Here is a 26,575-nt window from a genome sequence, read left to right as displayed (position 1 = left end):
CTTTCTGCGATAATCCCGGACCTAGGCCCCGTAGCTCAGCTGGATAGAGCGTCCCCCTCCTAAGGGGAAGGTCGTACGTTCGAATCGTATCGGGGCCGCCATTCCTGGCCGGCATAGGCCAACGCATCCCTGGAGCCCGCAATGACCCATCCCGTCCTCACCGCCCTCGGCCTGTCCGACAACGAATCGGGCACCTACCTCGGCCGCGGCGAGTGGTCCAAGACCCGCGACGCCGGCGTCATCGAGCCCGTCAATCCCAGCACCGGCGAAGTGCTCGGCCGCGTGCAGGCCTCGTCGCAGGCCGACTACGACCTGATCCTCGAGCGCGCCCAGGCCGCCTTCAAGGTCTGGCGCACCACGCCGGCGCCCAAGCGCGGCGAAGCGATCCGCCTGTGCGCCGACGCGCTGCGCAGGCACAAGGACGCGCTGGGTTCGCTGGTGGCGCTGGAGATGGGCAAGTCCAAGCCCGAGGGCGACGGCGAAGTGCAGGAGATGATCGACATCGGCGAATTCGCCGTCGGCCTGTCGCGCCAGCTCTACGGCCTGACCATGCACTCCGAGCGTCCGGGCCACCGCATGTACGAGCAGTACCAGCCGCTGGGCATCGTCGGCATCATCAGCGCGTTCAACTTCCCGGTGGCCGTCTGGGCCTGGAACTCGTTCCTCGCCGGCGTCTGCGGCGACATCTGCATCTGGAAGCCCTCGCCCAAGACGCCGCTGTCGGCGATCGCGTCGATGAAGATCTGCAACGAGGCGCTGCAGGCCGGTGGCTTCCCGGACATCTTCTTCCTGTTCAACGACGGCGGCACCGACCTGGCCTCGGCCTTCGTGGACGACCGGCGCATCCCGCTGATCAGCTTCACCGGCTCGACCAAGGTCGGCCGCATGGTCGGCGAGCGCGTGGCGCGCCGCATGGGCCGCTCGCTGCTGGAGCTGGGTGGCAACAACGCGATCATCGTCGACCCCTCGGCCGACCTGAAGCTGGCCATCCCGGCCATCGCCTTCGGCGCCGTCGGCACCGCCGGCCAGCGCTGCACCACCACGCGCCGCCTGTTCGTGCACGAATCCATCTACGCCGACGTGCTGGCCAAGCTGGTGGCGGCCTACAAGCAGGTGGAGAAGAAGATCGGCGACCCCACCGACGCGGCCAACCTGATGGGCCCGCTCAACAGCTCCGACGCCGTGGATGCCTACCTCGACGCCGTCGCCAAGGCCAAGGCCGCCGGCGGCAAGGTCGAGACCGGCGGCGCGCGCATCGAGGGCAAGGGCAACTTCGTGCTGCCCACGATCATCACCGGACTGCACAACAGCGCCGAGGTGGTGCAGACCGAAACCTTCGCGCCGATCCTGTACGTGATGCCGTACGCGACCCTGGACGAGGCGATCGAACTTCAGAACGCCGTGCCTCAGGGCCTGTCCTCGTCCATCTTCACCACCGACCTGCGCGCGGCCGAGCAGTTCCTGTCCGCGGCCGGCTCCGACTGCGGCATCGCCAACGTCAACATCGGCACCTCGGGCGCGGAGATCGGCGGCGCCTTCGGCGGCGAGAAGGAAACCGGCGGTGGCCGCGAATCCGGCTCGGATGCGTGGAAGGTGTACATGCGGCGCCAGACCAATACCATCAACTATTCCAACGCGCTGCCGCTGGCCCAGGGCATCAAGTTCGACCTCTGAGGAACGACGATGACCGACACCCCGCTGCCGCCCTCCCCGCCGCCGTCGCCGGCCCCGCTGCCGCCGGCCTCGCCGGCGCCCGCGCCGGCGCCGGCCGGCAAGCCCACCAGCGTGCTGGCCATCATCAGTTTGATCTCCGGCATCCTGGGCTGGACCCTGCTGCCGTGGCTGGGCAGCCTGGCCGCGATCGTCACCGGCCACATGGCGCGCTCGGAAATCCGCCGCAGCCAGGGCGGGATGGAAGGCGATGGGCTGGCCGTGGTGGGCCTGGTGCTGGGCTGGGCCATGGTGATCATCAGCCTGCTGACCATCCTGGCCTTCGTGTTCTTCCTCGGCGGGTTGGCCGTGCTGCTGACGATGCTGGGCATCAGCGGACAGTACTGAGCCCACGCGATGTATTCCCTTGCCCGACCGTTCCTGTTCCACCTCGACGCGGAGCGCGCGCATGGGCTGGGGCTGCAGGCCCTGGAGCTGGCCTACGGCACCGGCCTCAATCCCATGGTGGCGCTGCGGCCCAAGCCCCTGCCCACCAAGGCCTTCGGTCTGACCTTCCCCAATCCGGTCGGCTGTGCAGCCGGCCTGGACAAGAACGGCGCGCACGTGGACGCGCTGCTGGGCCTGGGCTTCGGCTTCGTCGAGGTCGGCACCACCACGCCCCGGCCGCAGGAAGGCAACCCCAAGCCGCGCATGTTCCGTCTCCCCGAGCACAACGCGGTGATCAACCGCCTGGGCTTCAACAACGAGGGCGTGGATGCGCTGGTGCGCAACGTCGGCCGCGCGCGCCGCAAGCGCGGGCTGCTGGGCATCAACATCGGCAAGAACAAGGACACGCCCAACGAAGACGCGGTGGACGATTACCTCTACTGCCTGGAGCGCGTGTACCCGCTGGCCGACTACATCACCATCAACATCTCCTCGCCCAACACCGCCGGCCTGCGCGAGCTGCAGGAAGAACAGGCGCTGCGCCAGCTGATCGGCACCCTGCGCGAGGCGCAGGAAAAATTCGGCGCCCAGCACGGCAAACGCGTGCCGATGCTGGTGAAGGTCGCGCCCGACCTGTCCGACGACGACGTGGACGCCTGCGGGCGCGTGCTGGGCGACCTGAAGGTGGACGGCGTGATCGCCACCAACACCACCACCGACCGCCTGCCCGTGGAAGGCCACAAGCTGGCCCACGAAACCGGCGGGCTGTCGGGCCAGCCGCTGTACGGCAAGTCCACCGCGATCATGCGGCGGCTGCGGTCGCGGCTGGATCCGGCCATCCCCATCATCGGCGTGGGCGGCATCCTCAGCGGCGCCGACGCGGCCGGCAAGATCACGGCGGGCGCGCAGATGGTGCAGTTCTACACCGGCCTGGTCTACCGCGGACCCGAGCTGATCGCCGAATGCGTGGACGCGATCCGCCGCCGGCGCGAGGGCGGCCCGGCATGAGCGGCTACCAGCTGGCCGAGGATGTCTCGCTGGCCGGCCGCAACACCTTCCGGGTCCCCGCCCGCGCCGCGATGATGGCCGACGTGTCGCGCGCCGATGCACTGGCCGGGCTGTTCGAGTTCGCGATGCTGCGCGATGGCCCCGTGCTGATGCTGGGCGAAGGCAGCAACCTGCTGTTCGCCGGCGATTTTCCGGGCGTGGCGATCTGCCTGACGATGGCCGGCGTGCGCATCGTGCAGGACGGCCCCGAGGCCGCCGTGGTGCGCGCCGAGGCCGGCATGAACTGGAACGACCTGGTGGGCTGGACCCTGGCCCGCGGCCTGCTGGGGCTGGAGAACATGGCCCTGATCCCCGGCACGGTGGGCGCGGCGCCGATCCAGAACATCGGCGCCTACGGCGTCGAGGTGGGCGAATTCATCACCGCGGTCGAGGCCTTCCAGCGCGACACCGGGCAGGTCAAGCGGCTCGACCGCGAGGACTGCGCCTTCGGCTACCGCGACAGCGTCTTCAAGCGGGAACCCGAACGCTGGGTCGTGACCGCGGTCGAGTTCACCCTGCCGCGCCAGCGGGAACTGCGGCTCGACTATGCCGGCGTGCGCGAAGAGCTGGCGGCCATGAAGGTCGACACGCCGCGAGCGGTGCACGTGGCCGAAGCCATCAGCCGCATCCGCACGCGCAAGCTGCCCAATCCGGCGGTGCTGGGCAATGCCGGCAGCTTCTTCAAGAATCCGGTGGTGCCGGCGGCGGTGGCCGATGCGCTCAAGGACCGGCACCCCACCCTGCCCGTGTTCCCCGGCGACGAGGGCCAGCGCAAGCTGTCCGCCGCCTGGCTGATCGAAGCCTGCGGCTGGAAGGGCTTCCGCGAGGGCGATGCCGGCGTGGCGGCGCAGCACGCCCTGGTGCTGGTCAACCACGGCCAGGCCAGCGGCGCCCAGCTGCTGGCGCTGGCGCGGCGCGTCGCGGCTTCCGTGCACGACCGCTTCGGCGTCGCGCTCGAGCCCGAACCCCGCATCATCGGCGCCCGCTTCGACGACCCCGGCGCGTGAGCGCCACCAGCGCCGCCGACGCCCGCGCCGCCAACGTCACCCGCGCGGTGCTGCTGATGGCGGCCAGCACGGTGTTCTTCGGCTGCATGGCGGTGTGCATCCGGCTGGCGTCCAAGCAGCTGCACGCCTTCGAGATCGCGTTCTTCCGCAACGTGTTCGGCTTCGTGTTCGTGCTGCCGCTGCTGCTGCGGCATGGCCCGTCGATCCTTCGCACCCGCAAGCTGCCCTTCTACGTCGTGCGCTGCCTGATCGGCATCGTGTCCATGCTGGCCGGCTTCTGGGCCATCGTGCACCTGCCGCTGGCGCAGGCAATCGCGCTGTCGTATTCGACGCCGCTGTTCGTCACCATCGGCGCGGTGCTGGTGCTGGGCGAAATTGTTCGCGCGCGGCGCTGGAGCGCGGTGCTGGTCGGCTTCCTGGGCGTGATGGTGATCGTGCGTCCCGGCAGCGATGCCTTCACCGCCGCCAGCCTGGTGGCCCTGCTGGCGGCGGTGGCCAGCGCCAGCGTCGCGATCAGCATCAAGTTCCTCTCGCGCACCGAGCACCCGGACGCGATCGTGATCTACACCACCCTGCTGTGGATCCCGATGTCGCTGGTGCCGGCGCTGATGGTGTGGGAAATGCCGCAGGGCATCACCTGGCTGTGGCTGGTGCTGGCCGGCTTCCTGGGCAGCACGGCGCACCTGTTCTGGACCCGTGCGCTGAAACTGGGCGATGCCTCGATGCTGACGCCGATCAGCTTCCTGCAGATCCTGGTGGTGTCGGTGTTCGGCTACCTGCTCTTCGACGAAAGCCTGGACCGCTGGACCGTGCTGGGCGCGGCCATCATCTTCGGCTCCAATGTGTACATCGCCCGGCGCGAATCGCGGCTGGCCCGGCAAACCGTGACCGATCCCGACATCGGCGGCGAAACGCCCGGTCCACGCTGAGCCTGCGGCACCGCTGCTCAGCGTGCGCGCGGCAGGTGCGCGGCTTCCTCGGCCAGGCTGTCCAGCGCCGCCTGCTGCTCGGCATCGCGCTCAGACGGCGGCAGGTCATGCAGCCACTGCACGTCGCTGGCGAAGACCGCGCGCGCTTCCGCGGCCTGGCCGCTGCGCTCCAGCGCGGTGGCCAGGGCCCAGCCTATGCGCGGATTCGGCGTGTCGCCCGTTTCGCGCTCGGCCTCCGAGCGCGCCCGAAGCTCGCGCAGCAGCCCGATGGCCTGCGGGTAGCGACCCGCCCGCAGCCAGGTCAGGCACTGCACCATGTCGGCCACGTTGCTCTGCGGATGTTTCTCCCCCAGCACCTCGATCGAAAGCGGGCGGGCATGGTCCAGCTGCGCCTGCACCACCGCCGGAGGGCGGCCGGCGCGATGCAGGGTGCTGGCGTGGTTGACCTCCAGGAACACGGTGTCGGGATGGCGCGGCCCCAGCAGCCGACGGCGCGCCTGCAGCAGTTCGCCCTCCATGCCCAGCGCCTCGTCGAAGCGCTGCCGGCGCGCGAGCAGCGAGGCCAGGTTGAGCTTGGCGCGCAGCGTGGCCGGTGAATCGGCTCCCATCAGCCCCTGCCGGGCCTCGTACACCGCCCGCATCAAACGCTCCGCCTCGTCGTATTCGCGCAGGTCCAGCAGCATGTTGGCCAGGTTGCCGCGCTCGGACAGCGTGAACGGGTGTTCGGCGCCGAGCTTGCGCTCGCTGATCGCCGCGCGTTCGCGCTGCAGGGCCACCGCGGCCTCGGTGTCGCCGTCCATCGCCCGCATCACCGCCAGCCGGCCCATGGTGTTGGCGGTGGTGTCGTCGTCCGGCCCAAGCGCGGCCAGCCGCTGCGTGTACAGGGTTTCGAAGATGGCCCGCGCCTCGCGGATGTCGCCCATGCGACCCATGCTCAGGCCCAGGTCGTCCTGCAGAGCCAGCAGCAGCGGATCGGACGCCGCGCGCACGGCCCGTTCGCGATAGTAGAGCGCCTGCTGCAGCGCGCGGGCACGCGGACGGTCGCCCTGCGCGAACACCAGGCTGGCCTGCTGGCGTTCCGCGTCCAGGCGAAGGTCGCGGTCGGCCGACGGGGCGGTGGTCGCCGCCAGCGTGGCCTCGACCAGCGCCTGCGCTTCGGGCAGCCGGCCGGCCCGCGCGGTGGCTTCGCTCTGCAGGTTGCGGGCCTGCAGCGTTTCCAGCGCGGTCGCGCCATGGGCACCGGCCCGGTACTCGGCCACCTGCGCGAACGTCGCCGCCGCTTCCTCCGACAGCCCCAGCGCCAGCTGCACCTTGCCGACCGACAGGCGCAGGTCGGCGGCCAGCTCGGGCTGGTCTTCGAAATCACGGCCGATGGCCACCTGCGCGGCGGACAGCACGTCGCGCCCGATCAGGGACCGCGCCAGGTCCGGCGGGCTGCTGCTGGCCAGCGCCTGCTCGAGCATCGGCAGCTTCTCCGGCGCCGACTTCTGCAGCTGCGAGCGCAGGCCCGAAGTCAGGCTGATGCCCATCGCCTCGATGTCGATGCCTTCCAGCATCGACTGCTGGAACGCCGCCACCCGCTCGAGTTCGGCGCTGCGTTGTTCGGCCAGTTCACGCTGCACGGTCGCCTGGTGCAGGCCATACAGCGACATGCCCAGGCCCGCCAGCACCGCCAGCGAGATGGCGCCGACGGCGAGCGCCGCGACGCGATGCCGCCGCAGGTAGGTGCCCAGCACGTAGCGACGCGTATGGGGCACCGCCAGCAGCGGCCGGTCCTCCAGGAAGCGCCGCAACTCGTCGGCCAGCTCGGCCGCCGAACGGTAGCGCTCGGCGCGTTCGCGGCGCATGGCCTTCATCACCACCCAGTCCAGCTCCGAGCGCAGCAGCTTGCGCAGGCGTGGCCGGCTCAGCCCCAGCTGTTCTGCGCGCGCCTCGACGTTGCCGGGCGCCAGCGTCGCGATCTGCTCCCAGGGCGGCCGCAGGCTGGTGCTGGCGGTGTGCGCGGCGGCACTGGTGTCCATGCCCACGCCGGGCCGCCGGCCCGCCAGCAGTTCGTACAGCAGCACACCCAGCGAGTAGACGTCGCTGCGCGTGTCCACTTCGACGCCCGGCGCCAGGCCGGCCTGTTCGGGGCTCATGTAGTCGGGCGTGCCGGCGCGCTCGAACCCGCCCTCGGGTTCCCCGGGCGACAGGGAACGGCGGGCGGCCGTGGCGATGCCGAAGTCGATGATCTTGGGCAGGGCACGGCCATCCACGTCCGCCACCAGGATGTTGCCGGGCTTGAGGTCGCGATGGATGACGCCCTTCTGGTGCGCATGCTGCACGCCTTCGCAGATGCGGATGAACAGCTCGATGCGCGCCCGCAGCGGCAGCTTGCGCGCCTCGCAGTAACGCGTGAGCGGCTCGCCCTCGATGAACTCCATCGCGAAAAAGGGAAAGCCGTCGGGCGTCGCACCGGCGTCGTAGACCTGGGCGATGGCCGGATGCTTCATCTGCGCCAGCAGCTGGCGCTCGATTTCGAAGTAGGCCAGGTGGCGCGCGTCCAGCCGGCGCGCATGCAGCAGCTTCAGCGCCACGGTGCGCCGCACCGGCTCCAGCTGCTCGGCGCGGTAGACCTCGCCCATGCCGCCCTGCCCGAGCAGGGTCTCGATGCGGTAGCGCCCCAGGCGCGACCCGGGCGGCAAGGTGCCGGTGCCGGCAGCCGCCGGCGCCCCCGTGCGGGTGGGCAGGCCCTGGGTCGGGTCGAGGTCGTTGGGGTCTTGGGAGCTTGTCATGGCGCTGGATCGATTCTGGAACCGGCCACCCGGGTTCGTCCATTACCCCAACGTCCGGACGCGCGCGTCGCGGCCGGGCTCGGCTAGACTCGGCTGGCCACCCGGGATGTCCGTTCCACCCCCGCCATGAGCCGAAGCGACGCCGACCCCATCACCGCCCAGTTGACCCTGCTCAGCGCCGGACCGCGCCGCAGCGGGCCGCGTTCGGCCTGCGTGGTGGTCATCCACGGCGAAGGCCTGGGCAAACGGGCCGACATCGAGGACAAGCCCGTCATCGTCGGCCGCTCGCAGGAGGCCGACCTGCACATTCCGCACAACTCGGTGTCGCGCCAGCATTGCCAGATCTGGCGCGAGGGCGAGGCCTACCGCATCCGGGACCTGGAGGCGACGAACCGGACCCGGGTGAACGAACAGCCCATCACCGAAACCCTGCTCGCCGACGGCGACCACGTCACCCTGGGCGAATCCATCCTCAAGTTCATCAGCCACTCCAGCGTCGAGGCCCGCTACCACGAGGAGGTCTACCAGCTGGCCACGCACGATGCCCTCACCGAGCTCTACAACCGCCGCCACTTCGTCGACCTCGTGGACAAGGAAATCGCCCGGGCGCTGCGCCACGACCGGCCGCTGGTGATGTGCATCATCGACGTGGACCTGTTCAAGCCCGTCAACGACCGCTACGGCCACATCGCCGGGGACGGCGTGCTGCGACAGCTGGCAGGCGTGGTGCGTGGCTTCGTGCGCGGCGAGGACATTGCCGCGCGGATCGGCGGGGAAGAGTTCGCGGTGCTGCTGCCGGAGTCGGACCTCGGCGCGGCCACGGCCTTCGCTGAACGGCTGCGCGAAGCCGTCGCGGCCAGCGTGTTCGAGCTCGGCGGCGAGCCGAGGCAGATCACCATCAGCATCGGCATCGCCGGACTGGATCCGCGCCGCGGCGACCGCAGCACCCTGATGCGGGCGGCCGACGCCGCGCTGTACCGCGCCAAGGACGAAGGCCGCAACCGGGTCTGCGTGCAGGACGCCTAGGGCGGCAGGTCTTCGCCCGCGGGCTCGGGCGGGCCGCGATGGTTGGGCCGCACGATCAGGTAGACCAGGCAGGACCAGGTCAGCGCCGCCGCCCAACCGGCCAGGATGTCGGACGGATAGTGCACCCCCAGGTAAACCCGCGACGCGCCGACCCACAGCGCGAACAGTCCGCCCAGCACCAGGGCGGGCCAGCGCCAGGCCGTATGCCAGACCAGCAGCAGCACCGCGGCCGCCAGCGTCGCCGAGCCCATGGCGTGGCCGCTGGGAAAACTGAAGGTGTGTTCGGGCGCGATCGACAGCCACAGGTCGGGGCGTTCGCGTTCGAACACGGCCTTGCCCGCCAGGTTGAGCAGGGCCGAGCCGCCCACCGTCACGCCGAAGAAGATCGCGCGACGCACGTGCGTGGCCACCAGCAGGCCCACGAACAGCAGCAGGTCCACCGGAATCACGCCCCAGGCGAAGCCCAGCTCGCTGCCCAGCGTCATGGCGGCATCCATGCCGGGCGAGGTGAAGTCGCGCGCGAAGCGCAGCAACGGCTCGTCGAAGCCGAAGGTGTCGGCCTCGTGCACGTCCTCGGCCAGCTCGGCGAACAGGGCCAGCGGCAGCGCCACGCCCAGGAAGGCCAGCGCCAGACGACGCACCCGGCGCGTCAGGAACCGGGCGGTGGCCTCGACCAGCGCAGGCCAGTGCGCCAGCAGCCTGCGGACCGGGGTCAGGGCGACGGTCCCGCGTAGCGCCGTGCCACGTACTGGTCGATCACCGCGACGAACTCGTCGGCGATGTTCTCGCCACGCAGCGTCATCGCCTTCTCGCCATCGATGAACACCGGGGCGGTGGGCGCCTCGCCGGTGCCCGGCAGCGAAATGCCGATGTCGGCATGCCGCGATTCACCGGGCCCGTTGACCACGCAGCCCATCACCGCCAGCGACAGGTTCTCGACGCCGGGGTACTTGAGCTTCCACACCGGCATCTGGCCGCGCACGTGCGCCTGCACCTTCTGCGCCAGCACCTGGAAGAACTCCGACGTCGTGCGGCCGCAGCCCGGGCAGGCGGTAACCAGCGGCGTGAATGCGCGCAGCCCCATGGTCTGCAGCAGCTCCTGCGCTACGGTGACTTCCAGGTTGCGCGAGGCGCCCGGCTCGGGCGTGAGCGAAATGCGGATGGTGTCGCCGATGCCTTCCTGCATCAGCACCGCCAGCGCGGCGCTGGAGGCCACGATGCCCTTGCTGCCCATGCCGGCCTCGGTCAGGCCCAGGTGCAGCGGGAAGTCCGAGCGCGTGGCCAGGTCGCGGTAGACCGCGATCAGCTCCTGCACGCCGCTGACCTTGGCCGACAGCACGATGCGGTCCCGCGGCAGGCCGATCTCGACCGCGCGCTCGGCCGACTCCAGCGCCGACACCACCAGCGCCTCGCGCAGCACCCGCGCCGCATCCCAGGGCTCGGCGCGCGCCGCGTTCTCGTCCATCAGGCGCGCCGCCAGGGCCTGGTCCAGCGAGCCCCAGTTGACGCCGATGCGGACCGGCTTGCCGAAGCGCACCGCCATCTCGACGATGGCCGCGAACTGCGTGTCGCGCTTGCGCCCGAAGCCGACGTTGCCGGGATTGATGCGGTACTTGGCCAGCGCCTCGGCACAGGCCGGTTCGGCGGCCAAAAGCCGGTCGCCGTTGTAGTGGAAGTCGCCGACCAGCGGCACCGGCACCGACATCATGTCGAGCTTTTCGCGGATGCGCGGCACGGCGGCGGCCGATTCGGGATTGTTGACCGTGATGCGCACCAGCTCGGAACCGGCGCGCCAGAGTTCGGCCACCTGCTTCACGGTGCCGGCGACGTCGGCAGTGTCGGTGTTGGTCATCGACTGCACCACCACGGGCGCGCCGCCACCGATCACCACCTTGTCCACGCTGACGGCCCGGGTGGCGCGGCGCGGGTTGGCGCGGGCCTCGCTCATGCCGCCGCCTCCGTTTCCGCACGCCGCTCGCCCAGCAGCACGTAGTCGCCGGCGTTGAGCACCACCTCCACCTCGGGCAGCAGGTCGGGACCGCGCGGCGTGAGCTCCGGGAACTGGCCGCTGCTGTCATGGATGACCTCGATGCGGCTGCCCGACTCGATCGCGGCATTGGAAACGAAGCAGCGACCGGTGCCGCCCTCGATCGGGAAGATCTCCACGGCGCGGTTGATCTGGCGACTACCGCCATCGGCGCTGACCACCCGCAGGGCGACCGCGCTGGACTTGCGCGACAGAAGTTCGACGCCCGCCGACAGGCTGCCGTCGTCCTCGTAGCGCAGCCAGCGCATCACGCCCACCATCCACTCGGCGTCCTCGCCTTCGTCGCCGAAGTTCAGGCCGACCAGTTCGCCGACGCGCGCCCGCGCCTGGTCGGCGCTTTCCCAGACCATGCGATACCCGCCAAGACTCTGGTCGAGCACCTTGCCGGTGAAGCGGTTGACGCGGGTCATGTTGGCCGCGCCCTGGGTCCAGCTGGCGCCGCTGACCACGTGCACCGTGCCCTGCGCGGAATGTTTCATGAAGGTGTCGAAATCGCGCTGGCCGGCCAGGAAATAGTGCAGGCCGCTCAGGCCCAGCACGGTTTCCAGGCGATGCCCGGCCGGCAGCCGCACCAGGCCACGCGCGGCGATCTGGCCGAAGGCACGACGCAGGCGGATCAGCAGGTCGTTGCCGACGCGCACGCCGGGACCCGGTCCCGGGCTGAGCTCGGCCTGTCCGTCGCGCACCCGGCCCAGCGCGCGCTCGACATCAGTGGAAAAGGCGCGCAGGTCCAGCCACAGGGAATGGGATTCATCGCCCGCCCCCGGTCCGGGTCCGCGGTCGGCGTCTTCGGGCACGACCGGGGCCAGCGCATCGGGCGGCTGCTCGCTAAGGCCACAACGCGCAGCGTAGCCGCGGGTGATGGGCCACAGGCTGTCCTGCTCGGCCTGACCGAAGGCATAGGGATTGATCGCCGCGAGCAACAGCGTCTGGACGTAGACCGTGTAGACGTCGACCTGGCCACCGGCAAGCTTGTCGTCCACCGTCTTGCGGTCGAGCTTGATGGAAGCCGCGAAGCGGTGAACCCGATGCAGGCCCTGCCAGGTACCGGCCGCCGGCGGCCGGTACACCCGCCAGGCGAGCGCCAGGGCGCGCGAGTAGTGCCAGGCCGCGCGCTGCAGCGCCTGCAGCACGCTGCCACCGCGCAGGAACGGCACCGAGCCGGAGGGCGCGCACAGGTCTGCCGCCGCGGCGCGATAGCCGTGGCCCAGCGCGAGGTGGAACTTTTCCGCAGACGCGGCCGCCCGCGCCTTGTCGGCCGGCAGGGGCAGCGGGTTGCTGGCGAACTGCCGCTCGAGCAGGGTGATGGACTCGACCACGGCCGCGCGCAGTTCTTCCAGCGCGGCCAGGCGCTGGCCACCGTCGAGCTTCTGCGACGACAGCGCCTCCAGCGCGCGCGCCAGTTCCTGCTCGGCGGCCTCGGCGTTGGCGCGCGGCAGTGCCGCGACCCAGGCCTTCACCTTGCGCGGCTCGGCGGCGAACCCGGTGGCGCCCCCGTGGGTGGGCGGCAGGTCCTGGCTCAGTCTTCGGTAGCTTTCGCTCATCGGGGGTCCTCGTGGTGCCGTCAGTTTAGACCGGCGCGGTGCCCGGGCCCTACCCCCGCGCGGGCGCGGTATCCTGTCAGGCCGAGTCCGGCCCCCGACATGATCCAGCTTGCCCGTGAACGCCAGGTCCTGCGCCCGTCCCAGCTCAATGCGCTGGCGCGCGACCTGCTGGAGGGCAGCTTCCCCCAGGTCTGGGTCGAGGGCGAGATCAGCAACTACTCGCGCCCGGCCTCCGGACACGCCTATTTCACCCTGAAGGACGACCGCGCCCAGGTGCGCTGCGCGCTGTTCAAGCCCAAGGCCCAGGCCCTGCGCTTCCAGCCGCGCGATGGCCTGCAGGTGCTGGCCCGCGGCCGCCTGACCCTGTACGAGGCGCGCGGCGACTACCAGCTGGTGCTCGACCACCTGGAGGAGGCCGGCGAAGGCGCACTGCGCCGCGCCTTCGAGCAGCTGAAGGCGCGCCTCGCGGCCGAAGGGCTGTTCGATCCGGCCCGCAAGCGGCCCCTGCCCGCCTTCCCACGTCGCCTGGGCGTGATCACCTCGCCGCGCGGAGCCGCGGTGCGCGACGTGATCAGCGTGCTGGGCCGCCGCTTTCCGCTGCTGGCGGTGGACGTGCTGCCGGTGCCGGTGCAGGGCGACGGTGCCGCCGCGCAGATCCTGGACATGCTGGTACGGGCGGGCCGCTCGGGCCGCTACGACCTGCTGCTGCTCACGCGCGGCGGCGGTTCGCTGGAAGACCTGTGGGCCTTCAACGACGAAGCCCTGGCGCGCGAGATCGTCGCCTCGCCGGTGCCGGTGGTGTCGGCCGTGGGCCACGAGATCGACTCGAGCCTCAGCGATTTCGCGGCTGACCTGCGCGCGCCGACGCCGTCGGCCGCCGCCGAGCTGATCGTGCCCGAGCGCGGCGAGCTGCTCGCGCGGCTGCAGCAGCGACACCGCCAGCTGCAGGCCCTGCTGGCGCGCGGCACCGCGGCCCGCGCGCAGCGCGCCGACCAGGCCTACCTCAAGCTGCAGGCGCTGCGCCCGCACCTGCGGCTCGAGCGTGGCCGTGGCCGCCTCGCCGCCCTGCAGCGACGGCTGGACCAGGCCCTGGAATCCTCCCTCGCCCGCCGCAGCGAACGGCTGGCGCGGGCCCTGCGCCGCCTGGACCAGGCCCATCCGCAGCAGTCGCTGCAGCGGCACGCCCATCGCCTGCAGCTTCTGCGCGAGCGGCTGCACGCCTTGACGCAGCAGCGCATGCAGCGCCGCCGCCTGCAGCTGCAGGGACTGGCAAGGACATTGGCAGGCGTGAGTCCGCTGGCGACGCTGGCGCGCGGCTACGCCATCCTGCAGCGCGACAGCGATGGCGGGGTGCTGCGCCGCCCCTCGGACGCTGCGCCCGGCCAGTCCGTCACCGCACGTTTGGCCGAGGGCCGACTCACGCTGAGGGTAGAGGCCAGTTCCGGGCCCGACGGTACCGGCGACGCCTGATCCGCGGTCGCGGGCTCAGCTCCCTTGGGGCGACGTACCAGCGCGCACGGGTCCGCCCGCGAACTCCACGCCGTGGGTGCGCCCGCTTTTGGCCCGGTACATCGCCTCGTCGGCCTTGCGCAGCAGCACTTCGGCCTGGTCACCGTCTTCGGGGAAGCGCGCCACGCCGATGCTGGCACCCACCACCACCCAGTGACCCTCGATCTGCACCGGCCGGTTGATGGCCGACTGCACACGCAGCGCCACCGCACGCAGCCAGTCTTCATCCACGCCCTGCGCGGTCGGCACCAGCACCAGGAACTCGTCGCCGCCCATGCGCGCCACCAGGTCGCCCGGCCGCACGGCGTCGCTGAGGCGCCGGCCGATTTCGGCCAGCAGCAGGTCGCCAGCGGCGTGGCCGTAGGTGTCGTTCACCGGCTTGAAACCGTCCAGGTCGAAGGACAGCAGCGCGAAACCATCGTCGCCACGCCGCCCGCGCGCAATCATGCGGTCCAGCTGCTGCAGCGCCCAGCGCCGGTTGGGCAGGTTGGTCAGGACATCCATGCCCGCAAGCCGGCGGATGCGCTGGCGGTCGTGAAGGATGCGAGCGATCGCCAGCGCCGCCAGCATGCTCAATACGACGCGGACCAGGAAACCGGTGGTTTCCCACCACGGTTTGTGATGCCAGCCCTCGCGCGGCACCGCCGACATCAGCCAGCTTCCGCCGGGCAGGAAGATCGGCATCTTCACCGGACGATCCGAGGCCAGCAGGCGGGGGCCGCGGATGATCTCGCCGCCGGGCCCGGTCGCATCGCGACCGACGATGTCCAGCTCGAATTCCTTGGCCAGCTTCGGCAGGCCCGCGCGCTCCAGCGTCTGCTCGTAGTCCAGCACCATGCTGACCGCGCCCCAGTAGCGCGGCACGCCTTCCACGTTCACCCAGATCGGAACGCGCAGCGCGAGCGCCTCGCCGCCCTGCACCAGCTTGAAGGGGCCCGCCAGCACCGGTCCGTCTTCGGTGATCGCACGCAGCATGGCCTCCTTCTGCCCCGGCTCCTCGAGCAGGCGGATGCCAAGCGCGGCTTCATTGCCAGGCAGGGGGTAGATGCTGGTGACCACGAACTTCGGCGCCAGCGACAGGTTGACGATGCGCGGCTGATTGATCAGCAGTTCTTCGGCCGTCGCGCGGAAGTCCTCCTCCGACACCCCGTCGCGCAGAACGATCTGCACCGCCAGCCCGCGCACCAGGGCGACGCTGGCGTAGATGTCGCGCTCGAGCTGGGAGCGGAAACTGAGCAGGTCGGTCTGCACTTGCGCGCGCCGCTGGCTCAGGTCGCGCTCGCGTTCGAGCTCGGCGGTGTTGACACTGAAGTAGACGCCCAGCGCGAGAACGCCCAGCCCGGCCAACCAATGCCGGCCCGGGCGCAGCCAGCTGCCCCCGGGCGGGGCAAGCTCGCGGCCCTCGGCCTGGCGTCTGGGCGGGCGGATCGGCATACCGGCAATTTACACCCGCGGCGCGCCGGCCGGCGGGCCATCGGGCGGCTTCAACGGCTACCGGAAAGCCCGTAGGCTTCCGGCATGCAGGGGGAGCCGACCGACGAAGAATTGATGCTGGCGTACGGGGCCGGCGACATCGCCGCGTTCCAGGCCCTGTATTCGCGCCACCGCGGCCCGCTGTTCCGGCACCTGGCGCGGCAGCTGCGCGATCCGGGCCTGGCCGAGGAGTACTTCCAGGACGTGTGGCAGCGCGTGATCACCGCGCGAGAACGCTACCGGCCCGATGCCCGCTTCGCCACCTGGCTCTACCAGATCGCGCACAACCGCCTCACCGACCACTGGCGCGCGAAGCAGCATCGCCCCAGTGCGCCCGAGGACGCCGACGAACTGGCCGCCAAGGTGCCGGATCCGGAAACGCCCGAGCGCACCCTGTCGGCCTTCGAGGAACGCCGCCGCCTGCAGCGGGCCCTGGAGGAGTTGCCTGACGATCAGCGCGAGGTGGTGTTGCTGCGGCTGGAGCAGGAATTGAGCCTGGAGGAGATCGGCAAGATCACCGGCGTGGGCCGGGAGACGGTGAAATCGCGCCTGCGCTACGCCATGGACAAGCTGCGCGCGAGGCTGCGGCCATGACCGGTCAACCCCGTTTCCTGGACTGGCCCGTTGACAGCAGGGCCACCCCCACCAGGAGTTCTGCCATGCGTCGTTTCGTCATCAGCTGCCTTGCCCTCGCCGTAGCCGCCGGCTGCGCCCAGAAGTCCATGGAAACCGCTTCGGAGCCGGCCGGCGCCGGCAACCCGCGGCCCGAACCCGTCGTCGCTGACGCGACCGCCGACACCGCGCCGCTTCCGCAGGCGAACCTGACATCCAAGCCGCGCGCCGACCGCCTGCTGGCCGAGGCCGCCGCGGGCCGTGCGGCCGAGATGGAATCGCGCCGCAAGTCACAGGACCAGGCGGCCATGGTGGCGCAGGAATACTACGCGCCGCCGCCGGCCCCGCCCGCCCCGCCCGCTTCGGTGGCGCCGCAGGCCGTCATGGCCATGCCCAGGATGGTCACGGCCGAGCCGAATACCGAGCGCTATGCGGAGTTCGATGACAACGGCATCGTGCGCACCGCCGAGAATCCGGTGTCCACCTTCTCCATCGACGTCGACACCGGCAGCTACAGCAATGTGCGCCGCATGCTGGCCCAGGGCCAGCTGCCGCCCAAGGACGCGGTGCGGGTCGAGGAGATGATCAACTACTTCGACTATGGCTACGCCGGTCCGCGCGATCGCAGCCAGCCCTTCGCGGTGGCCACCGAGCTGGCACCGGCGCCGTGGAACGACAAGCGCCTGCTGCTGCAGGTGGGCATCCAGGGCTATGACGTACCCGCCAGCGAAATCCCGGCCTCGAACCTGGTGTTCCTGATCGACACCTCGGGCTCGATGGCCGAGCAGGACAAGCTGCCCCTGCTCAAGGAAAGCTTCCGCCAGCTGGTGCCGCGCCTGCGCGCGCAGGACCGCGTGTCCATCGTGGTGTATGCCGGCAGCGCCGGTCTGGTGCTGCCGCCGACGTCGGGCGACCGCCATGACGAGATCCTGCAGGCGCTGGACCGGCTCGAGGCCGGCGGTTCGACCAACGGTGGCGAAGGCATCGACCTGGCCTACCTGATGGCCCGGCAATCCTTCATCGACGGCGGCGTGAACCGCATCGTGCTGGCCACCGACGGCGACTTCAACGTCGGCATCTACGACGAGCGCGCACTGGAGACCAAGGTCGAACAGGGCCGCAAGTCCGGCATCGCGCTGACCACGCTTGGCTTCGGCCAGGGCAACTACAACGAGGCGCTGGCCGAAAAGCTGGCCGACGTGGGCGACGGCAACCACGCGTACATCGACAACCTGATGGAAGGCCGCAAGGTGCTGGTCGAGGAAATGAGCTCGACGCTGATGACCATCGCCAGCGACGTCAAGATCCAGGTCGAGTTCAACCCGGCGATGGTGGCCGAGTACCGCCTGATCGGCTACGAAAACCGTGCGCTGGCCCGCGAGGACTTCAACAACGACCAGGTGGACGCGGGCGAGATCGGCGCGGGCCACGACGTGACCGCGCTGTATGAAATCTGCCTGGTGGGTGCGGGCTGCGAGTCCAGCGACGCGCTGCGCTACGCGCCCCAGCCCGCCACCCAGGGCCGTGGCCAGGAGCTGGCCCACCTCAAGCTCCGCTACAAGTTGCCCGGCGAGGACCGCAGCGTGCTGTTGGAGCGACCGGTCACGCGCTCTGCGCTGACGATGCAGCCCAGCGAAGGCCTGCGCTTTGCCGCCGCGGTCGCGGCCTACGCCGACCTGTTGCGCGGCGGTGGCAACGTGGGCCGCTTCGGCTGGGACCAGGTGGAAGCGCTGGCGCTTGGTGCCCGCGGCAGCGATGCCTGGGGCTACCGCGCGGAGTTCCTGCAGCTGCTGGCGCAGGCGCGTCGCCTGGCGCCTTCCGAGGGCCCGGCGATGGCTGCCGGCACCGATGCTTCGATTGCCGTGGCCAAAGAGTGACAATAGCCCCGTGACCCAGCCGCAGGATCCCCGCAAGCACCCGCACCAGGACGATGAACTCGCCCTGGCCCGGGTCCTGCGTGCCCTGCCGGCCGGCGAGCCGTCCGCGCGGCTCGACGCGGCCATCCTGAAGGCGGCCTCCGATGCGGTGGCCGCCGACGAATCCCAGGCGCCGCGTCCGCGGCGCGCCATCAAGCCCCTGCGCTGGTTGCCCAGCTGGGCCATCGGCACGGCGGCCGCCGCCGTCCTGGCCGTGGGCGTGGGCATGCAGCTTCGTCCGCCGCTGGCGCCCGTGCCGCAGGCCACCCTGGCCGAGAAGACCCAGGACAAGCCCGAGGCCCCCGATCGCCTCAGCGTTGACCTGGTCGAGCCAGAACGCGAGATCGTACCGATGCCCGGGCCGCCGCCGACCCAGTCAAGCGAACTGCGGCGCGTGCGGCCCTCGCCGCCTCCGCCGCCGCCCGCCCCGGCCGCCGTGGCACCGCCGCCGGCCCCCGTGCCCTTCCCTGCGGCGCCGCCGGTGGTGGCGCCGACGATGCCGGCCGCGCCGGAAGAAGCAGGCGCCTTCGCGCCGCCGCCGTCCGCGGATGACGCCGATGCCTATCGCCTGGGCGCAACCGCCGACGAATTCGCTGCCGCGGAAAGCTCGGCGCCGGACGCCGCAGGCTCCGGCGCAGCGGCCGCGTTCGCCCGCGCCCAGGCCGAGGCGGAGAACAGCCAGCGACGCAGCGAGCAGCGCACGCGCGCCGATGCCCTTGCCGACCAGGCGGCGGATGTGGACCGCGCCGCGCTCGCCGAACCGGCGCCGCAGTCGCTGCAGCAGGCCGCCGCCAAGGCGCGTGCCGCTGCCCTGCCGCCGGTCGCCGAAGATGCACGCCTGGCACCGGCCGCCTGGCTGGACCGCGTCCGCGAACGGCGCAGCGTCGGCGATGCCGCCGGTGCTCGCGCCAGCCTGCGGCTCTTCATCAGGACCTACCCGGACGCGCCCGTGCCCAGCGACCTGGCGCGACTGCGCTGATGCCGCGCGACACCTTGGCCGCCCCGGCGCGGTTCGCGCTGGAAGCCAGGAAAAGTCGGTTCCTGGCCCAGGCCACACCGGTGACATCGGCCGACGCGGCGCTCGCCTGGCTGCAGCTGGTCGCCGACCCGGAGGCCACGCACAACTGCTGGGCCTACCGCATCGGCCAGCACTACCGCTCCAGTGACGATGGCGAACCCGGCGGCAGTGCGGGCCGGCCGATCCTGGCCGCGATCGACGGCCAGGCCATGGACCAGGTGGCCGTGGTGGTGACCCGCTGGTATGGCGGCACCAACCTGGGCGTCGGCGGGCTGGTGCGCGCCTACGGCTGCGCCGCCGCCGAATGCCTGCGCGCCGCGCCACGCCGGCGCCTGGTGCAGACCTGCGAGGCCGCGCTCGACTGTGATTTCAACCTCGCAGGCAAGGTGCATGGCCTGATCGAAGCGCTGGGCGCGGAAAAGCTCGACGAACGCTTCGACCCGCAGGGCCTGCACTTGCGATTGCGCCTCCCCGCCTCCAGCTATCAGGACTTGTCCGATCGCCTGCGCGACCTGAGCCGGGGCACGGCCCGCCTCCACCGTTCCGAGACCGACCCCGCATGAGCGATACCGCCGCCGCCCCGCGCCCCCCGGTCAATTCCCTGCGCGGACTGCTGCCCTACCTGCGGCCGCACCGCGGACTGCTGGCCTGCTGGCTCACCGCCCTGGCCTTTTCTTCCGGCGCCACCCTGCTGCTGCCCGTGGCAGTGAAGTACATGATCGACCAGGGCTTCGTCGCGGGCAGTTCGGTGGACCGCTGGTTCGCGCTGCTGTTCGCGGTGGCGGTGATGCTCGCCTTGGCCACGGCCGCGCGTTTCTATTTTGTGTCGCTGCTGGGCGAGCGGGTGATCGCCGACCTGCGCCGGTCGCTGTATGCGCACCTGCTCGGGCTGGACCAGGCCTTCTTCGAGAAGACCCGCACCGGCGAGCTGCTTTCCCGGCTGTCGGCGGATACCGAACTGCTGCGCAGCGTGGTCGGCTCCAGCATGTCGGTGGCCCTGCGCAGTGGCATCACGGTCACCGGCAGCGCGGTGATGCTGGCCGTGACCAGCCCGCGCCTGGCGCTGTTCGCGCTGCTGGGCATTCCGCTGGTGGTGCTGCCGATGGCGCTTTCCGGCCGCAAGGTGCGGGGCGTGGCCAAGGACAGCCAGGACCGCGTGGCCGACGCCAACGCCCGTGCCGGCGAAACCCTGGGCGCGATGCACACCGTGCAGAGCTATGCCCGCGAAGGCTACGAGAGCGGTCGTTTCTCGGACGCCGTGCAGGTGGCCCTGGGCGCCGCGCGCAAGCGGATCCGGCTGCAGGCCCTGCTCACCGCCATCGTCATCGTGCTGGTGTTCGGCTCGATCACCGCAGTGCTGTGGATCGGCGCGCAGGACGTGATCGCCGGGACCATGACGCCGGGCACGCTGGGCCAGTTCGTGCTCTACGCGCTGCTCGGCGCCGGCTCGGTCGGCGCGCTGACCGAGGTCTGGGCCGAGGTGCAGCGCGCGGCCGGCGGCATGGCCCGCATCAACGAACTGCTGCAGGAACGCACGGCCCTGGCCGTGCCTGCGCCGCCGGCGATGTTGCCGGTGCCGGTTCGGGGCCGCATCGCGATGCAGGACGTGGTCTTCCACTACCCCACCCGCCCGGACCGGGCCGCCCTGCAGGACTTCAGCCTGGTGGTCGAACCGGGCGAGACGGTGGCCCTGGTCGGGCCGTCCGGTGCCGGAAAGAGCACCGTGTTCCAGCTGCTGCTGCGCTTCCATGATCCGGAGGCGGGCCAGGTCAGCGTGGATGGCGTGGACCTGCGCAGCCTGGATCCGGCGCAGCTGCGTCGCCACGTGGCCCTGGTGCCGCAGGACCCGGTGATCTTCGGCGCCAGCGCGCGCGAGAACATCCGCTATGGCCGGCTCGAGGCCGATGCGGCGCAGATCGAGGCCGCCGCGCGCAGCGCCGAAGCGCACGAGTTCCTGCAGGCACTGCCGGAGGGTTACGACAGCGAACTGGGCGAGCGCGGAGCGCGCCTTTCCGGCGGCCAGCAGCAGCGGCTGGCGATCGCGCGGGCCCTGCTCAAGGACGCGCCCATCCTGCTGCTGGACGAGGCCACCAGCGCGCTGGATGCCCAGAGCGAACGCGCGGTGCAGCAGGCGCTGGAGCGGCTGATGCAGGGCCGCACCACCCTGGTGATCGCGCACCGCCTGGCCACCGTGCTCAAGGCCGACCGCATCGTGGTGATGGACCAGGGCCGCATCGTCGCCACCGGCACCCACGCCGAGCTGCTGGCCCAGAACGGGCTGTACGCCGAGCTGGCTCGCCTCCAGTTCGATCACTAGAAAAAAAGAAGGCCCCGCTTACGCAGGGCCTACGGTGAAGCGAATGGAAAACCAGATCAGGCCGGCGCGACGTTGGCGGCCTGGGCGCCCTTGGGCCCCTGCACCACTTCGAAACTGACCCGCTGCCCTTCCTGCAGCGAACGGAAACCCTTGGCGGCGATTGCCGAATAATGCACGAACACATCGGCGCTGCCGTCCTCGGGCGAAATGAAACCGAACCCCTTGGCGTCGTTGAACCACTTCACGGTACCCAGACTCATGACCATCCCTCGAATGCGGTTGTACAGGCGTGCCCCTGCCAGTGCCCCGGCCACGTGCACGGCCCGAGCATAATCAAGGGAAAAACGCCTGACAATTACCCCAGCAGGGCCTCGAGCAACGCGGGCAGGCCGGCGCTGGCGGCCTCGACATTGGCCAGCACTTCGGCCAGCGTGATCTCGGCATCGTCGCCGCAGCCGGCGGCCCAGTTGGCCACCACCGCCAGGCAGGCATAGTCCAGTCCCAGCTCGCGGGCCAGGCCGGCTTCCGGCATGCCGGTCATGCCGACCAGGTCGCAGCCGTCGCGGCGCAGGCGGGCGATTTCGGCACGGGTCTCCAGGCGTGGTCCCTGGGTGGCGCCATAACAGCCGCCGTCGACCAGCGCGGTGCCCGAGCGGGCGGCCGCGGCCAGCACGCGCGCGCGCAGGGCCGGGGTATAGGGATCACCGAAGTCCACGTGCAGCACCTCGGTGCCGGGCTCCTCGCAGAAGGTGGAGATGCGGCCCCAGGTGTAGTCGATCAGCTGGTCGGGCAGCGCCAGTACGCGCGGCCCGAAACGTTCGGTGATGCCGCCCACCGCATTGATGGCCAGCACCTGGCGCGCACCGACCTGCTTGAGCCGCCAGAGATTGGCGCGATAGTTGACCTGGTGCGGCGGCAGCGAATGCCCCTCGCCATGGCGCGCCATGAAGGCCACGCGCTGGCCGGCGATGCGCCCCACCCGCACCGGCCCCGAGGCCGCGCCGTAGGGCGTCATGCCTTCCAGCGCTTCGACCTCGTCCAGCGCGGCCAGCTTGTACAGACCGGTACCGCCGATCACGGCCAGCGCGATGTCATCCATGTCAGGGCCCCAGGGCGTAGATGGCGGGCAGGTTGCGGCCCTGTTCGTGGAAGTCCATGCCGTAGCCGTAGACGTAGCGGTCGGGCACCTCCAGCGCGATGTAATCGGCCTCGATGCCCTCGACGCGACGGTCGTGGTTCTTGATCGCCAGCACCGCGATGCGCACGTCGGCGGCGCCCTCGTCCTCGCACCAGTGCTTGACGGCCTTCAGGGTGTGGCCCTCGTCCAGGATGTCGTCGGCCAGCAGCACCCGGCGGCCGCGCAACGGCGTTGCCGGCCGGTGCAGCCAGGCCAGTCCGGAGCCGGTGGTGGCGCCGCGGTAGCGGGTGGCGTGCAGGTAGTCGAACTCCAGGTCGATCGCCAGCGACAGGGCCAGCTGCGCCGCGAACGGCATGCCGCCGTGCATGATCGTGAGGTAGACCGGGCGCGGACCCTCGGCATAGTCGGCGTCGATGTCGGCGGCGATGCGGCGGATCTGCGAGTCGATCTCTTCGCGGTCGAACAGCAACTCCGACTGCGGCAACGCGGTGGCCAGGGTCATCGGCATCTCAGCTCACTCCGGTGGTCAGCCCGGACAGACGCGTCCGGGCCTGATCGTAACGCGACTCGGCCGCCAGGCCGGGCCAGTCGAGGTTTCCGCGCCCCATCAGCGCGGCCAGGCCGCCCGGCGAAACCGCGGGTCGCGTGTCCATGCAGGCCAGCGCGTCGGGCACCAGCGCCGGCGCGCAGGCCAGCACCGCGTCGCAACCGGCATCCAGGTGGGCATTGATGCGCGCCTTGACGCCGCCGGCCGCCAGCGCCGCGGCCATGCCGATGTCGTCGGAGAACACCACGCCGCGGAAGCCCAGGCGCTCGCGCAGCAGGGTGCGGATCCAGTGCGGCGAATAGCCCGCGGGCTCGGACGCCACGGCCGGATAACGCACGTGCGCCATCATCACCGCATCGGCGCCGGCGGCGATGCCGGCCGCGAACGGGCGCAGGTCGGCGGCTTCGAGTTCGTCCAGGCCGCGGGGATCGACGGCATCGTCGAAGTGCGTGTCCTCGAGCACCGAGCCGTGGCCCGGGAAGTGTTTCAGCGTGGCCGCCATGCCGGCCTCGTGCATGCCGGCCACGTAGGCGCGGGTGAACTCGGCGACGATGTCGGGCTCGGCGTGGAAGGCACGGTCGCCGATCGCGCGGTTGCCGCGGCCCAGGTCCACCACCGGCGCGAAGCTCAGGTCCAGGCCGGAGACGCGGATCTCGCTGGCCATCAGCCAGGCATGTTCGCGCGCCAGCTGGGTGGCGGCGCGCGGATCCACCGCGAACAGCCTGCCAAAGCCTTCCAGCGAGGGCAGCGGATGGTAGCCGTCGCGGAAGCGCTGCACGCGGCCGCCTTCCTGGTCCACGCAGATCAGCTGCGGACGCGGCGCGGCGTCGCGGATGGCGGCGCACAGTTCGCGCACCTGGTCGCGCGACTGGAAATTGCGGCTGAACAGGATGACGCCGGCCACCGCCGGATGCTGCAGCCAGTCGCGTTCCGACGGCAGCAGCTCGGGGCCGCTGGTACCGATGACCAGCATCAGCTGCGCTCCCGTGCGGACCACGCGGAATACGGTCGTTCGGCCAGCGCCAGGTTGTAGTAGCGCTGTTCGTCGGTCACTTCCTCGCCCAGCCATGCCGGCCGCGCGAAGGCGGCGTCCACCGCCGGCAGCTCCAGTTCGGCCACCACCAGGCCGGCATTGTCGCCGTCGAATTCGTCCACTTCCCAGGTCAGGTCGTCCTGCGGGATGTAGTGCCGCACCTTCTGCACGCGCCCGCCGACGCACAGCGCCAGCAGCGCCTCGGCATCGGCCACCGGGATCGGGTAGTCGAACTCCTGGCGGCTCGGGCCGGGTTCACGCGACTTGAGGTTGAGGAAGGCCTCGTCGCCGGCGATGCGCACGCGAACCGAGGCGTTCTGGCGCGCCTCGCGCAGCGCGGCCATGTCGTTGATGTAGCCCTGCGCCATGCGCACGGACCGCGTCACGTGCGACCGCCAGTGGTCGCTGGCGACCAGGAACTTGCGTTCGATTTCCACGCCCATCCGGTACTGCTCCTGCCGCGGTGCCGGGGATCGGCACGCCCCGATTGTAGTGCCTGCGTGCGTCACTTCTCGAACAATGCGATCGATTCCACGTGCGCGGTCTGCGGGAACATGTCCATCGCGCCGGCCGCCTTGAGCGCATAACCGCGCTCGCGCACCAGGAACCCGGCGTCGCGCGCCAGCGATCCGGGGTGGCAGGACACGTAGACGATGCGGCGGATGCCCTCCAGCGGCAGCTGCGCCAGCACCTCGGCGGCGCCGGCGCGCGGCGGGTCCAGCAGCAGCTTGTCAAAGCCGTCGCGCATCCAGGGCTCGCCCGACAGGTCCTTGGGCAGGTCGGCTGCATGGAAGGCCACATTGCCCAGGCCATTGCGGATTGCATTGGCCCGTGCACGCTCGACCAGGCCGGCATCCCCTTCCACGCCCACCACCTGCCCGGCGCGCTGCGCCAGCGGCAGCGTGAAATTTCCCAGGCCGCAGAACAGGTCGAGCACGCGGTCCTGCGGCTGCGGGTCGAGCAACTCCAGGGCCCGCGCGATCATCTTGTCGTTCAGGCCTGCGTTGACCTGGATGAAATCCAGCGGCCGGAACGCCAGCGAAAGCCCCAGGCCACCCAGCGAGAACGACAGCGGCATCTGCTCGGGCCACAGCGCATGCACGGTGTCCAGCCCGCCCGGCTGCAGGAAGACGGCGAACCCGGTGTCGCACGCGAAAGCACGCAGCCGCTCGACGTCGGCCGCGCTCAATGGCTCCAGGTGGCGGAAGACCAGCGCCACGCCCTCGTCGCCGGCGATGAATTCGATCTGCGGCAGGGTGCGGCGGCCATCCAGGCTGTCGACCAAGTCGGCCAGTGCGGGAATGCGCTGGCCGATCTCGGGCACCACGGTGTGGCACTGCGTGAGGTCGGCGACGAAGCGCGGGTTGGACTCGCGGAAGCCCACCACCACCTTGCCCTTCTTCTCCACGTAGCGCACCGAGAAGCGCCCCTTGCGCCGATAGCCCCAGGCCGCGTCCACCAGCGGCTCGAGCACGCGCTCGGGCGTGACGTGGCCAAGGCGCTGCAGGCTGTCCTGCAGCACGCCGTGCTTGGCGGCGATCTGGCCCGGGGCCTCCAGGTGCTGCAGCACGCAGCCGGCACAGGTGCCGAAGTGCGGGCAACGCGGCTCCACCCGTTGCGGCGATGCCTGCAGCACCTCCAGGGTGCGGCCCTCGTCGAAGCTGCGGTTGCGCCCGGTCTGCTCCACGCGCACGGTCTCACCCGGCAGCGCACCCGAGACGAACACCGCCTTGCCCTCGCGCCGGCCGACGCCGCGGCCGTCGTGGGTCATGCCATCGATGGCCAGTTCGAATACCTGGTGGATCTTTGATCGGGATCGGGCCACGGCGAGACCAAAAAAAAACGGGGCGTGGATTGTCGCAAATCCGCGCCCCGCCTGCCGCTGACCGCCTGGTCCTGCCAGGCGGCCGGGCTATTTCTGCTTCCAGCTGCCGTCGCTGGCCTGGTACCACCAGCCCGCGCGGGCACTGGCGACCCACTGCTTGGCGAAGGTCTCACGGATCTGGGCTTCCCATTCCGGGTGGCCGTTGGCCACGGCGATCTCGCGGTAGACGGCATCGCGGTCGCGGTTCTCCTCGGCCACCAGCTGGGTGACCGCCACGCGGTCCTTCAGGCCCACCTTGGCGGCATCGCGAAGCACCACCCGGCCGTCCTTGCCGAAGCCGAGCGCGCCGCTGTCGAAATGCGGCTGCAGGCTGGACTGGAAGCGCGCCGACATGCGGTCTTGGATGGCCTGGATGGCCGGCGTACGGATAGTGATGTCAGCGCTCTGCGCGTGCGCGGTGCCGATGACCAGCGAGAGCAGGCTGAAGCCTTCCTCGCGCGCGGGCGGTGCCGGGTGCCAGGCCTGGGGCTCGCCGCCCTGCGGCGCCGGCGTGAGGTCCTCGCCGATCACCTTCTCGACGAACTCCTCCGCCGCTTCCTGGGCTTCGGCCGCGGGGAAGTAGACATTGATGGTGACGCAGGCGCCCAGCACCAGCAGGCCGCTGGCCAGGAGCGAGGGGAACACGAAACGCGATTTCAACTTGCCCATCTTTGGCT

The 26,575-nt window shown here is 70.9% G+C and carries 24 protein-coding genes and 1 tRNA gene; 13 read left to right on the top strand and 12 right to left on the bottom strand.

The features are described from left to right. Positions 1-24: 24 nt before the first annotated feature. From ACOQFR_RS10980 to ACOQFR_RS10955, 6 genes are all read left to right on the top strand, one after another. Positions 25-101, top strand: a tRNA-Arg gene (locus ACOQFR_RS10980). Between the two features lie 40 nt (positions 102-141). Continuing rightward, on the top strand, positions 142-1,674 hold the full coding sequence (locus tag ACOQFR_RS10975; protein ID WP_421381795.1) for an aldehyde dehydrogenase family protein: 1,533 nt from the start codon (positions 142-144) through the stop codon (positions 1,672-1,674). A 57-nt stretch (positions 1,675-1,731) separates the two neighbouring features. Continuing rightward, positions 1,732-2,058: a DUF4190 domain-containing protein gene (locus ACOQFR_RS10970; protein ID WP_421383281.1), complete on the top strand. Its 327-nt coding sequence runs from the start codon at positions 1,732-1,734 to the stop codon at positions 2,056-2,058. Positions 2,059-2,067: 9 nt separating this feature from the next. Beyond that, a complete protein-coding gene (locus tag ACOQFR_RS10965; protein WP_421381793.1) occupies positions 2,068-3,105 on the top strand; it encodes a quinone-dependent dihydroorotate dehydrogenase in 1,038 nt (345 codons plus the stop codon). Next, positions 3,102-4,151 (top strand): UDP-N-acetylmuramate dehydrogenase, encoded by a 1,050-nt coding sequence (gene murB, locus ACOQFR_RS10960; protein WP_421381791.1) that lies wholly within the window; start codon positions 3,102-3,104, stop codon positions 4,149-4,151. Before ACOQFR_RS10965 ends, murB begins: the two co-directional genes overlap by 4 nt. Beyond that, positions 4,148-5,080: a DMT family transporter gene (locus ACOQFR_RS10955; RefSeq protein WP_421381789.1), complete on the top strand. Its 933-nt coding sequence runs from the start codon at positions 4,148-4,150 to the stop codon at positions 5,078-5,080. Before murB ends, ACOQFR_RS10955 begins: the two co-directional genes overlap by 4 nt. Before the next feature lie 17 nt (positions 5,081-5,097). Here the strand turns inward: ACOQFR_RS10955 and ACOQFR_RS10950 are convergent, their stop codons facing one another. After that, positions 5,098-7,854 carry a protein kinase domain-containing protein gene (locus ACOQFR_RS10950; protein ID WP_421381787.1) on the bottom strand — a complete coding sequence of 919 codons (2,757 nt, stop codon included), beginning with the start codon at positions 7,852-7,854 and terminating at the stop codon, positions 5,098-5,100. Positions 7,855-7,980: 126 nt separating this feature from the next. Between ACOQFR_RS10950 and ACOQFR_RS10945 the strand changes: the two genes are divergently transcribed. Beyond that, positions 7,981-8,880, top strand: coding sequence for a GGDEF domain-containing protein (locus ACOQFR_RS10945; protein WP_421381785.1), 900 nt, complete (start codon positions 7,981-7,983; stop codon positions 8,878-8,880). Here the strand turns inward: ACOQFR_RS10945 and ACOQFR_RS10940 are convergent. The 3 genes from ACOQFR_RS10940 to ACOQFR_RS10930 form a co-directional block, all read right to left on the bottom strand. Then, positions 8,877-9,521: a phosphatase PAP2 family protein gene (locus ACOQFR_RS10940; protein WP_421381783.1), complete on the bottom strand. Its 645-nt coding sequence runs from the start codon at positions 9,519-9,521 to the stop codon at positions 8,877-8,879. The two genes, ACOQFR_RS10945 and ACOQFR_RS10940, sit on opposite strands and share 4 nt — an antisense overlap. Positions 9,522-9,592: 71 nt before the next feature. Further along, complete coding sequence (gene ispG / locus ACOQFR_RS10935; protein ID WP_421381781.1) at positions 9,593-10,828, bottom strand: flavodoxin-dependent (E)-4-hydroxy-3-methylbut-2-enyl-diphosphate synthase; 1,236 nt, start codon at positions 10,826-10,828, stop codon at positions 9,593-9,595. Next, positions 10,825-12,471: a hypothetical protein gene (locus ACOQFR_RS10930; protein WP_421381779.1), complete on the bottom strand. Its 1,647-nt coding sequence runs from the start codon at positions 12,469-12,471 to the stop codon at positions 10,825-10,827. The genes ispG and ACOQFR_RS10930 overlap by 4 nt, the downstream gene beginning before the upstream one ends. 99 nt (positions 12,472-12,570) lie before the next feature. On the opposite strand from ACOQFR_RS10930, the gene xseA reads away from it, so the two are divergent. Further along, positions 12,571-13,941 carry an exodeoxyribonuclease VII large subunit gene (gene xseA, locus ACOQFR_RS10925; protein WP_421381777.1) on the top strand — a complete coding sequence of 457 codons (1,371 nt, stop codon included), beginning with the start codon at positions 12,571-12,573 and terminating at the stop codon, positions 13,939-13,941. A gap of 15 nt (positions 13,942-13,956) precedes the next feature. Here xseA and ACOQFR_RS10920 read toward each other — a convergent pair whose 3' ends face one another. Next, positions 13,957-15,414: a diguanylate cyclase domain-containing protein gene (locus ACOQFR_RS10920; RefSeq protein ID WP_421381775.1), complete on the bottom strand. Its 1,458-nt coding sequence runs from the start codon at positions 15,412-15,414 to the stop codon at positions 13,957-13,959. Positions 15,415-15,498: 84 nt separating this feature from the next. Between ACOQFR_RS10920 and ACOQFR_RS10915 the strand changes: the two genes are divergently transcribed. From ACOQFR_RS10915 to ACOQFR_RS10895, 5 genes are all read left to right on the top strand, one after another. Continuing rightward, positions 15,499-16,047, top strand: a complete 549-nt coding sequence (locus ACOQFR_RS10915; RefSeq protein WP_421381773.1) for an RNA polymerase sigma factor — start codon at positions 15,499-15,501, stop codon at positions 16,045-16,047. Between the two features lie 65 nt (positions 16,048-16,112). After that, positions 16,113-17,942: a vWA domain-containing protein gene (locus ACOQFR_RS10910; RefSeq protein ID WP_421381771.1), complete on the top strand. Its 1,830-nt coding sequence runs from the start codon at positions 16,113-16,115 to the stop codon at positions 17,940-17,942. Positions 17,943-17,952: 10 nt separating this feature from the next. Then, entirely contained in the window at positions 17,953-18,960 is a 1,008-nt protein-coding gene (locus ACOQFR_RS10905; protein ID WP_421381769.1) for a hypothetical protein, read from the top strand. Further along, on the top strand, positions 18,960-19,562 hold the full coding sequence (locus tag ACOQFR_RS10900) for an IMPACT family protein (protein ID WP_421381767.1): 603 nt from the start codon (positions 18,960-18,962) through the stop codon (positions 19,560-19,562). The genes ACOQFR_RS10905 and ACOQFR_RS10900 overlap by 1 nt, the downstream gene beginning before the upstream one ends. Continuing rightward, complete coding sequence (locus tag ACOQFR_RS10895) at positions 19,559-21,316, top strand: ABC transporter transmembrane domain-containing protein (RefSeq protein WP_421381765.1); 1,758 nt, start codon at positions 19,559-19,561, stop codon at positions 21,314-21,316. Before ACOQFR_RS10900 ends, ACOQFR_RS10895 begins: the two co-directional genes overlap by 4 nt. Positions 21,317-21,372: 56 nt before the next feature. On the opposite strand, the gene ACOQFR_RS10890 is transcribed toward ACOQFR_RS10895, so the two are convergent. The 7 genes from ACOQFR_RS10890 to ACOQFR_RS10860 form a co-directional block, all read right to left on the bottom strand. Continuing rightward, positions 21,373-21,576 carry a cold-shock protein gene (locus ACOQFR_RS10890; RefSeq protein ID WP_421381763.1) on the bottom strand — a complete coding sequence of 68 codons (204 nt, stop codon included), beginning with the start codon at positions 21,574-21,576 and terminating at the stop codon, positions 21,373-21,375. A gap of 95 nt (positions 21,577-21,671) precedes the next feature. Next, positions 21,672-22,415 carry an S-methyl-5'-thioinosine phosphorylase gene (locus tag ACOQFR_RS10885; protein WP_421381761.1) on the bottom strand — a complete coding sequence of 248 codons (744 nt, stop codon included), beginning with the start codon at positions 22,413-22,415 and terminating at the stop codon, positions 21,672-21,674. A gap of 1 nt (position 22,416) precedes the next feature. Next, positions 22,417-22,962 carry a hypoxanthine-guanine phosphoribosyltransferase gene (locus ACOQFR_RS10880; protein WP_421381759.1) on the bottom strand — a complete coding sequence of 182 codons (546 nt, stop codon included), beginning with the start codon at positions 22,960-22,962 and terminating at the stop codon, positions 22,417-22,419. A gap of 1 nt (position 22,963) precedes the next feature. Further along, complete coding sequence (nagZ, locus tag ACOQFR_RS10875) at positions 22,964-23,974, bottom strand: beta-N-acetylhexosaminidase (RefSeq protein ID WP_421381757.1); 1,011 nt, start codon at positions 23,972-23,974, stop codon at positions 22,964-22,966. After that, a complete protein-coding gene (locus ACOQFR_RS10870) occupies positions 23,974-24,477 on the bottom strand; it encodes a CYTH domain-containing protein (protein WP_421381755.1) in 504 nt (167 codons plus the stop codon). Before ACOQFR_RS10870 ends, nagZ begins: the two co-directional genes overlap by 1 nt. A gap of 62 nt (positions 24,478-24,539) precedes the next feature. After that, entirely contained in the window at positions 24,540-25,859 is a 1,320-nt protein-coding gene (gene rlmD / locus ACOQFR_RS10865) for a 23S rRNA (uracil(1939)-C(5))-methyltransferase RlmD (RefSeq protein WP_421381753.1), read from the bottom strand. A gap of 87 nt (positions 25,860-25,946) precedes the next feature. Beyond that, positions 25,947-26,567 (bottom strand): YdbL family protein, encoded by a 621-nt coding sequence (locus tag ACOQFR_RS10860; RefSeq protein WP_421381751.1) that lies wholly within the window; start codon positions 26,565-26,567, stop codon positions 25,947-25,949. Positions 26,568-26,575: the final 8 nt, after the last annotated feature.

The organism is Arenimonas sp. MALMAid1274, from assembly GCF_049195245.1.
GTDB lineage: Bacteria > Pseudomonadota > Gammaproteobacteria > Xanthomonadales > Xanthomonadaceae > Arenimonas.
Note: the sequence above shows the minus strand (reverse complement) of the source record. Positions and strands in the feature narration are given on the sequence as shown.

Excerpts from the sequence above, each read along its gene's own strand:
- ACOQFR_RS10975 (WP_421381795.1), top strand. The coding sequence starts at position 142 with ATGACCCATCCCGTCCTCACCGCCCTCGGCCTGTCCGACAACGAATCG.
- ACOQFR_RS10965 (WP_421381793.1), top strand. The coding sequence starts at position 2,068 with ATGTATTCCCTTGCCCGACCGTTCCTGTTCCACCTCGACGCGGAGCGC.
- murB (WP_421381791.1), top strand. The coding sequence starts at position 3,102 with ATGAGCGGCTACCAGCTGGCCGAGGATGTCTCGCTGGCCGGCCGCAAC.
- ACOQFR_RS10950 (WP_421381787.1), bottom strand. The coding sequence starts at position 7,854 with ATGACAAGCTCCCAAGACCCCAACGACCTCGACCCGACCCAGGGCCTG.
- ACOQFR_RS10945 (WP_421381785.1), top strand. The coding sequence starts at position 7,981 with ATGAGCCGAAGCGACGCCGACCCCATCACCGCCCAGTTGACCCTGCTC.
- ispG (WP_421381781.1), bottom strand. The coding sequence starts at position 10,828 with ATGAGCGAGGCCCGCGCCAACCCGCGCCGCGCCACCCGGGCCGTCAGC.
- ACOQFR_RS10930 (WP_421381779.1), bottom strand. The coding sequence starts at position 12,471 with ATGAGCGAAAGCTACCGAAGACTGAGCCAGGACCTGCCGCCCACCCAC.
- xseA (WP_421381777.1), top strand. The coding sequence starts at position 12,571 with ATGATCCAGCTTGCCCGTGAACGCCAGGTCCTGCGCCCGTCCCAGCTC.
- ACOQFR_RS10920 (WP_421381775.1), bottom strand. The coding sequence starts at position 15,414 with ATGCCGATCCGCCCGCCCAGACGCCAGGCCGAGGGCCGCGAGCTTGCC.
- ACOQFR_RS10915 (WP_421381773.1), top strand. The coding sequence starts at position 15,499 with ATGCAGGGGGAGCCGACCGACGAAGAATTGATGCTGGCGTACGGGGCC.
- ACOQFR_RS10910 (WP_421381771.1), top strand. The coding sequence starts at position 16,113 with ATGCGTCGTTTCGTCATCAGCTGCCTTGCCCTCGCCGTAGCCGCCGGC.
- ACOQFR_RS10900 (WP_421381767.1), top strand. The coding sequence starts at position 18,960 with ATGCCGCGCGACACCTTGGCCGCCCCGGCGCGGTTCGCGCTGGAAGCC.
- ACOQFR_RS10895 (WP_421381765.1), top strand. The coding sequence starts at position 19,559 with ATGAGCGATACCGCCGCCGCCCCGCGCCCCCCGGTCAATTCCCTGCGC.
- ACOQFR_RS10890 (WP_421381763.1), bottom strand. The coding sequence starts at position 21,576 with ATGAGTCTGGGTACCGTGAAGTGGTTCAACGACGCCAAGGGGTTCGGT.
- ACOQFR_RS10885 (WP_421381761.1), bottom strand. The coding sequence starts at position 22,415 with ATGGATGACATCGCGCTGGCCGTGATCGGCGGTACCGGTCTGTACAAG.
- ACOQFR_RS10880 (WP_421381759.1), bottom strand. The coding sequence starts at position 22,962 with ATGCCGATGACCCTGGCCACCGCGTTGCCGCAGTCGGAGTTGCTGTTC.
- nagZ (WP_421381757.1), bottom strand. The coding sequence starts at position 23,974 with ATGCTGGTCATCGGTACCAGCGGCCCCGAGCTGCTGCCGTCGGAACGC.
- ACOQFR_RS10870 (WP_421381755.1), bottom strand. The coding sequence starts at position 24,477 with ATGGGCGTGGAAATCGAACGCAAGTTCCTGGTCGCCAGCGACCACTGG.
- ACOQFR_RS10860 (WP_421381751.1), bottom strand. The coding sequence starts at position 26,567 with ATGGGCAAGTTGAAATCGCGTTTCGTGTTCCCCTCGCTCCTGGCCAGC.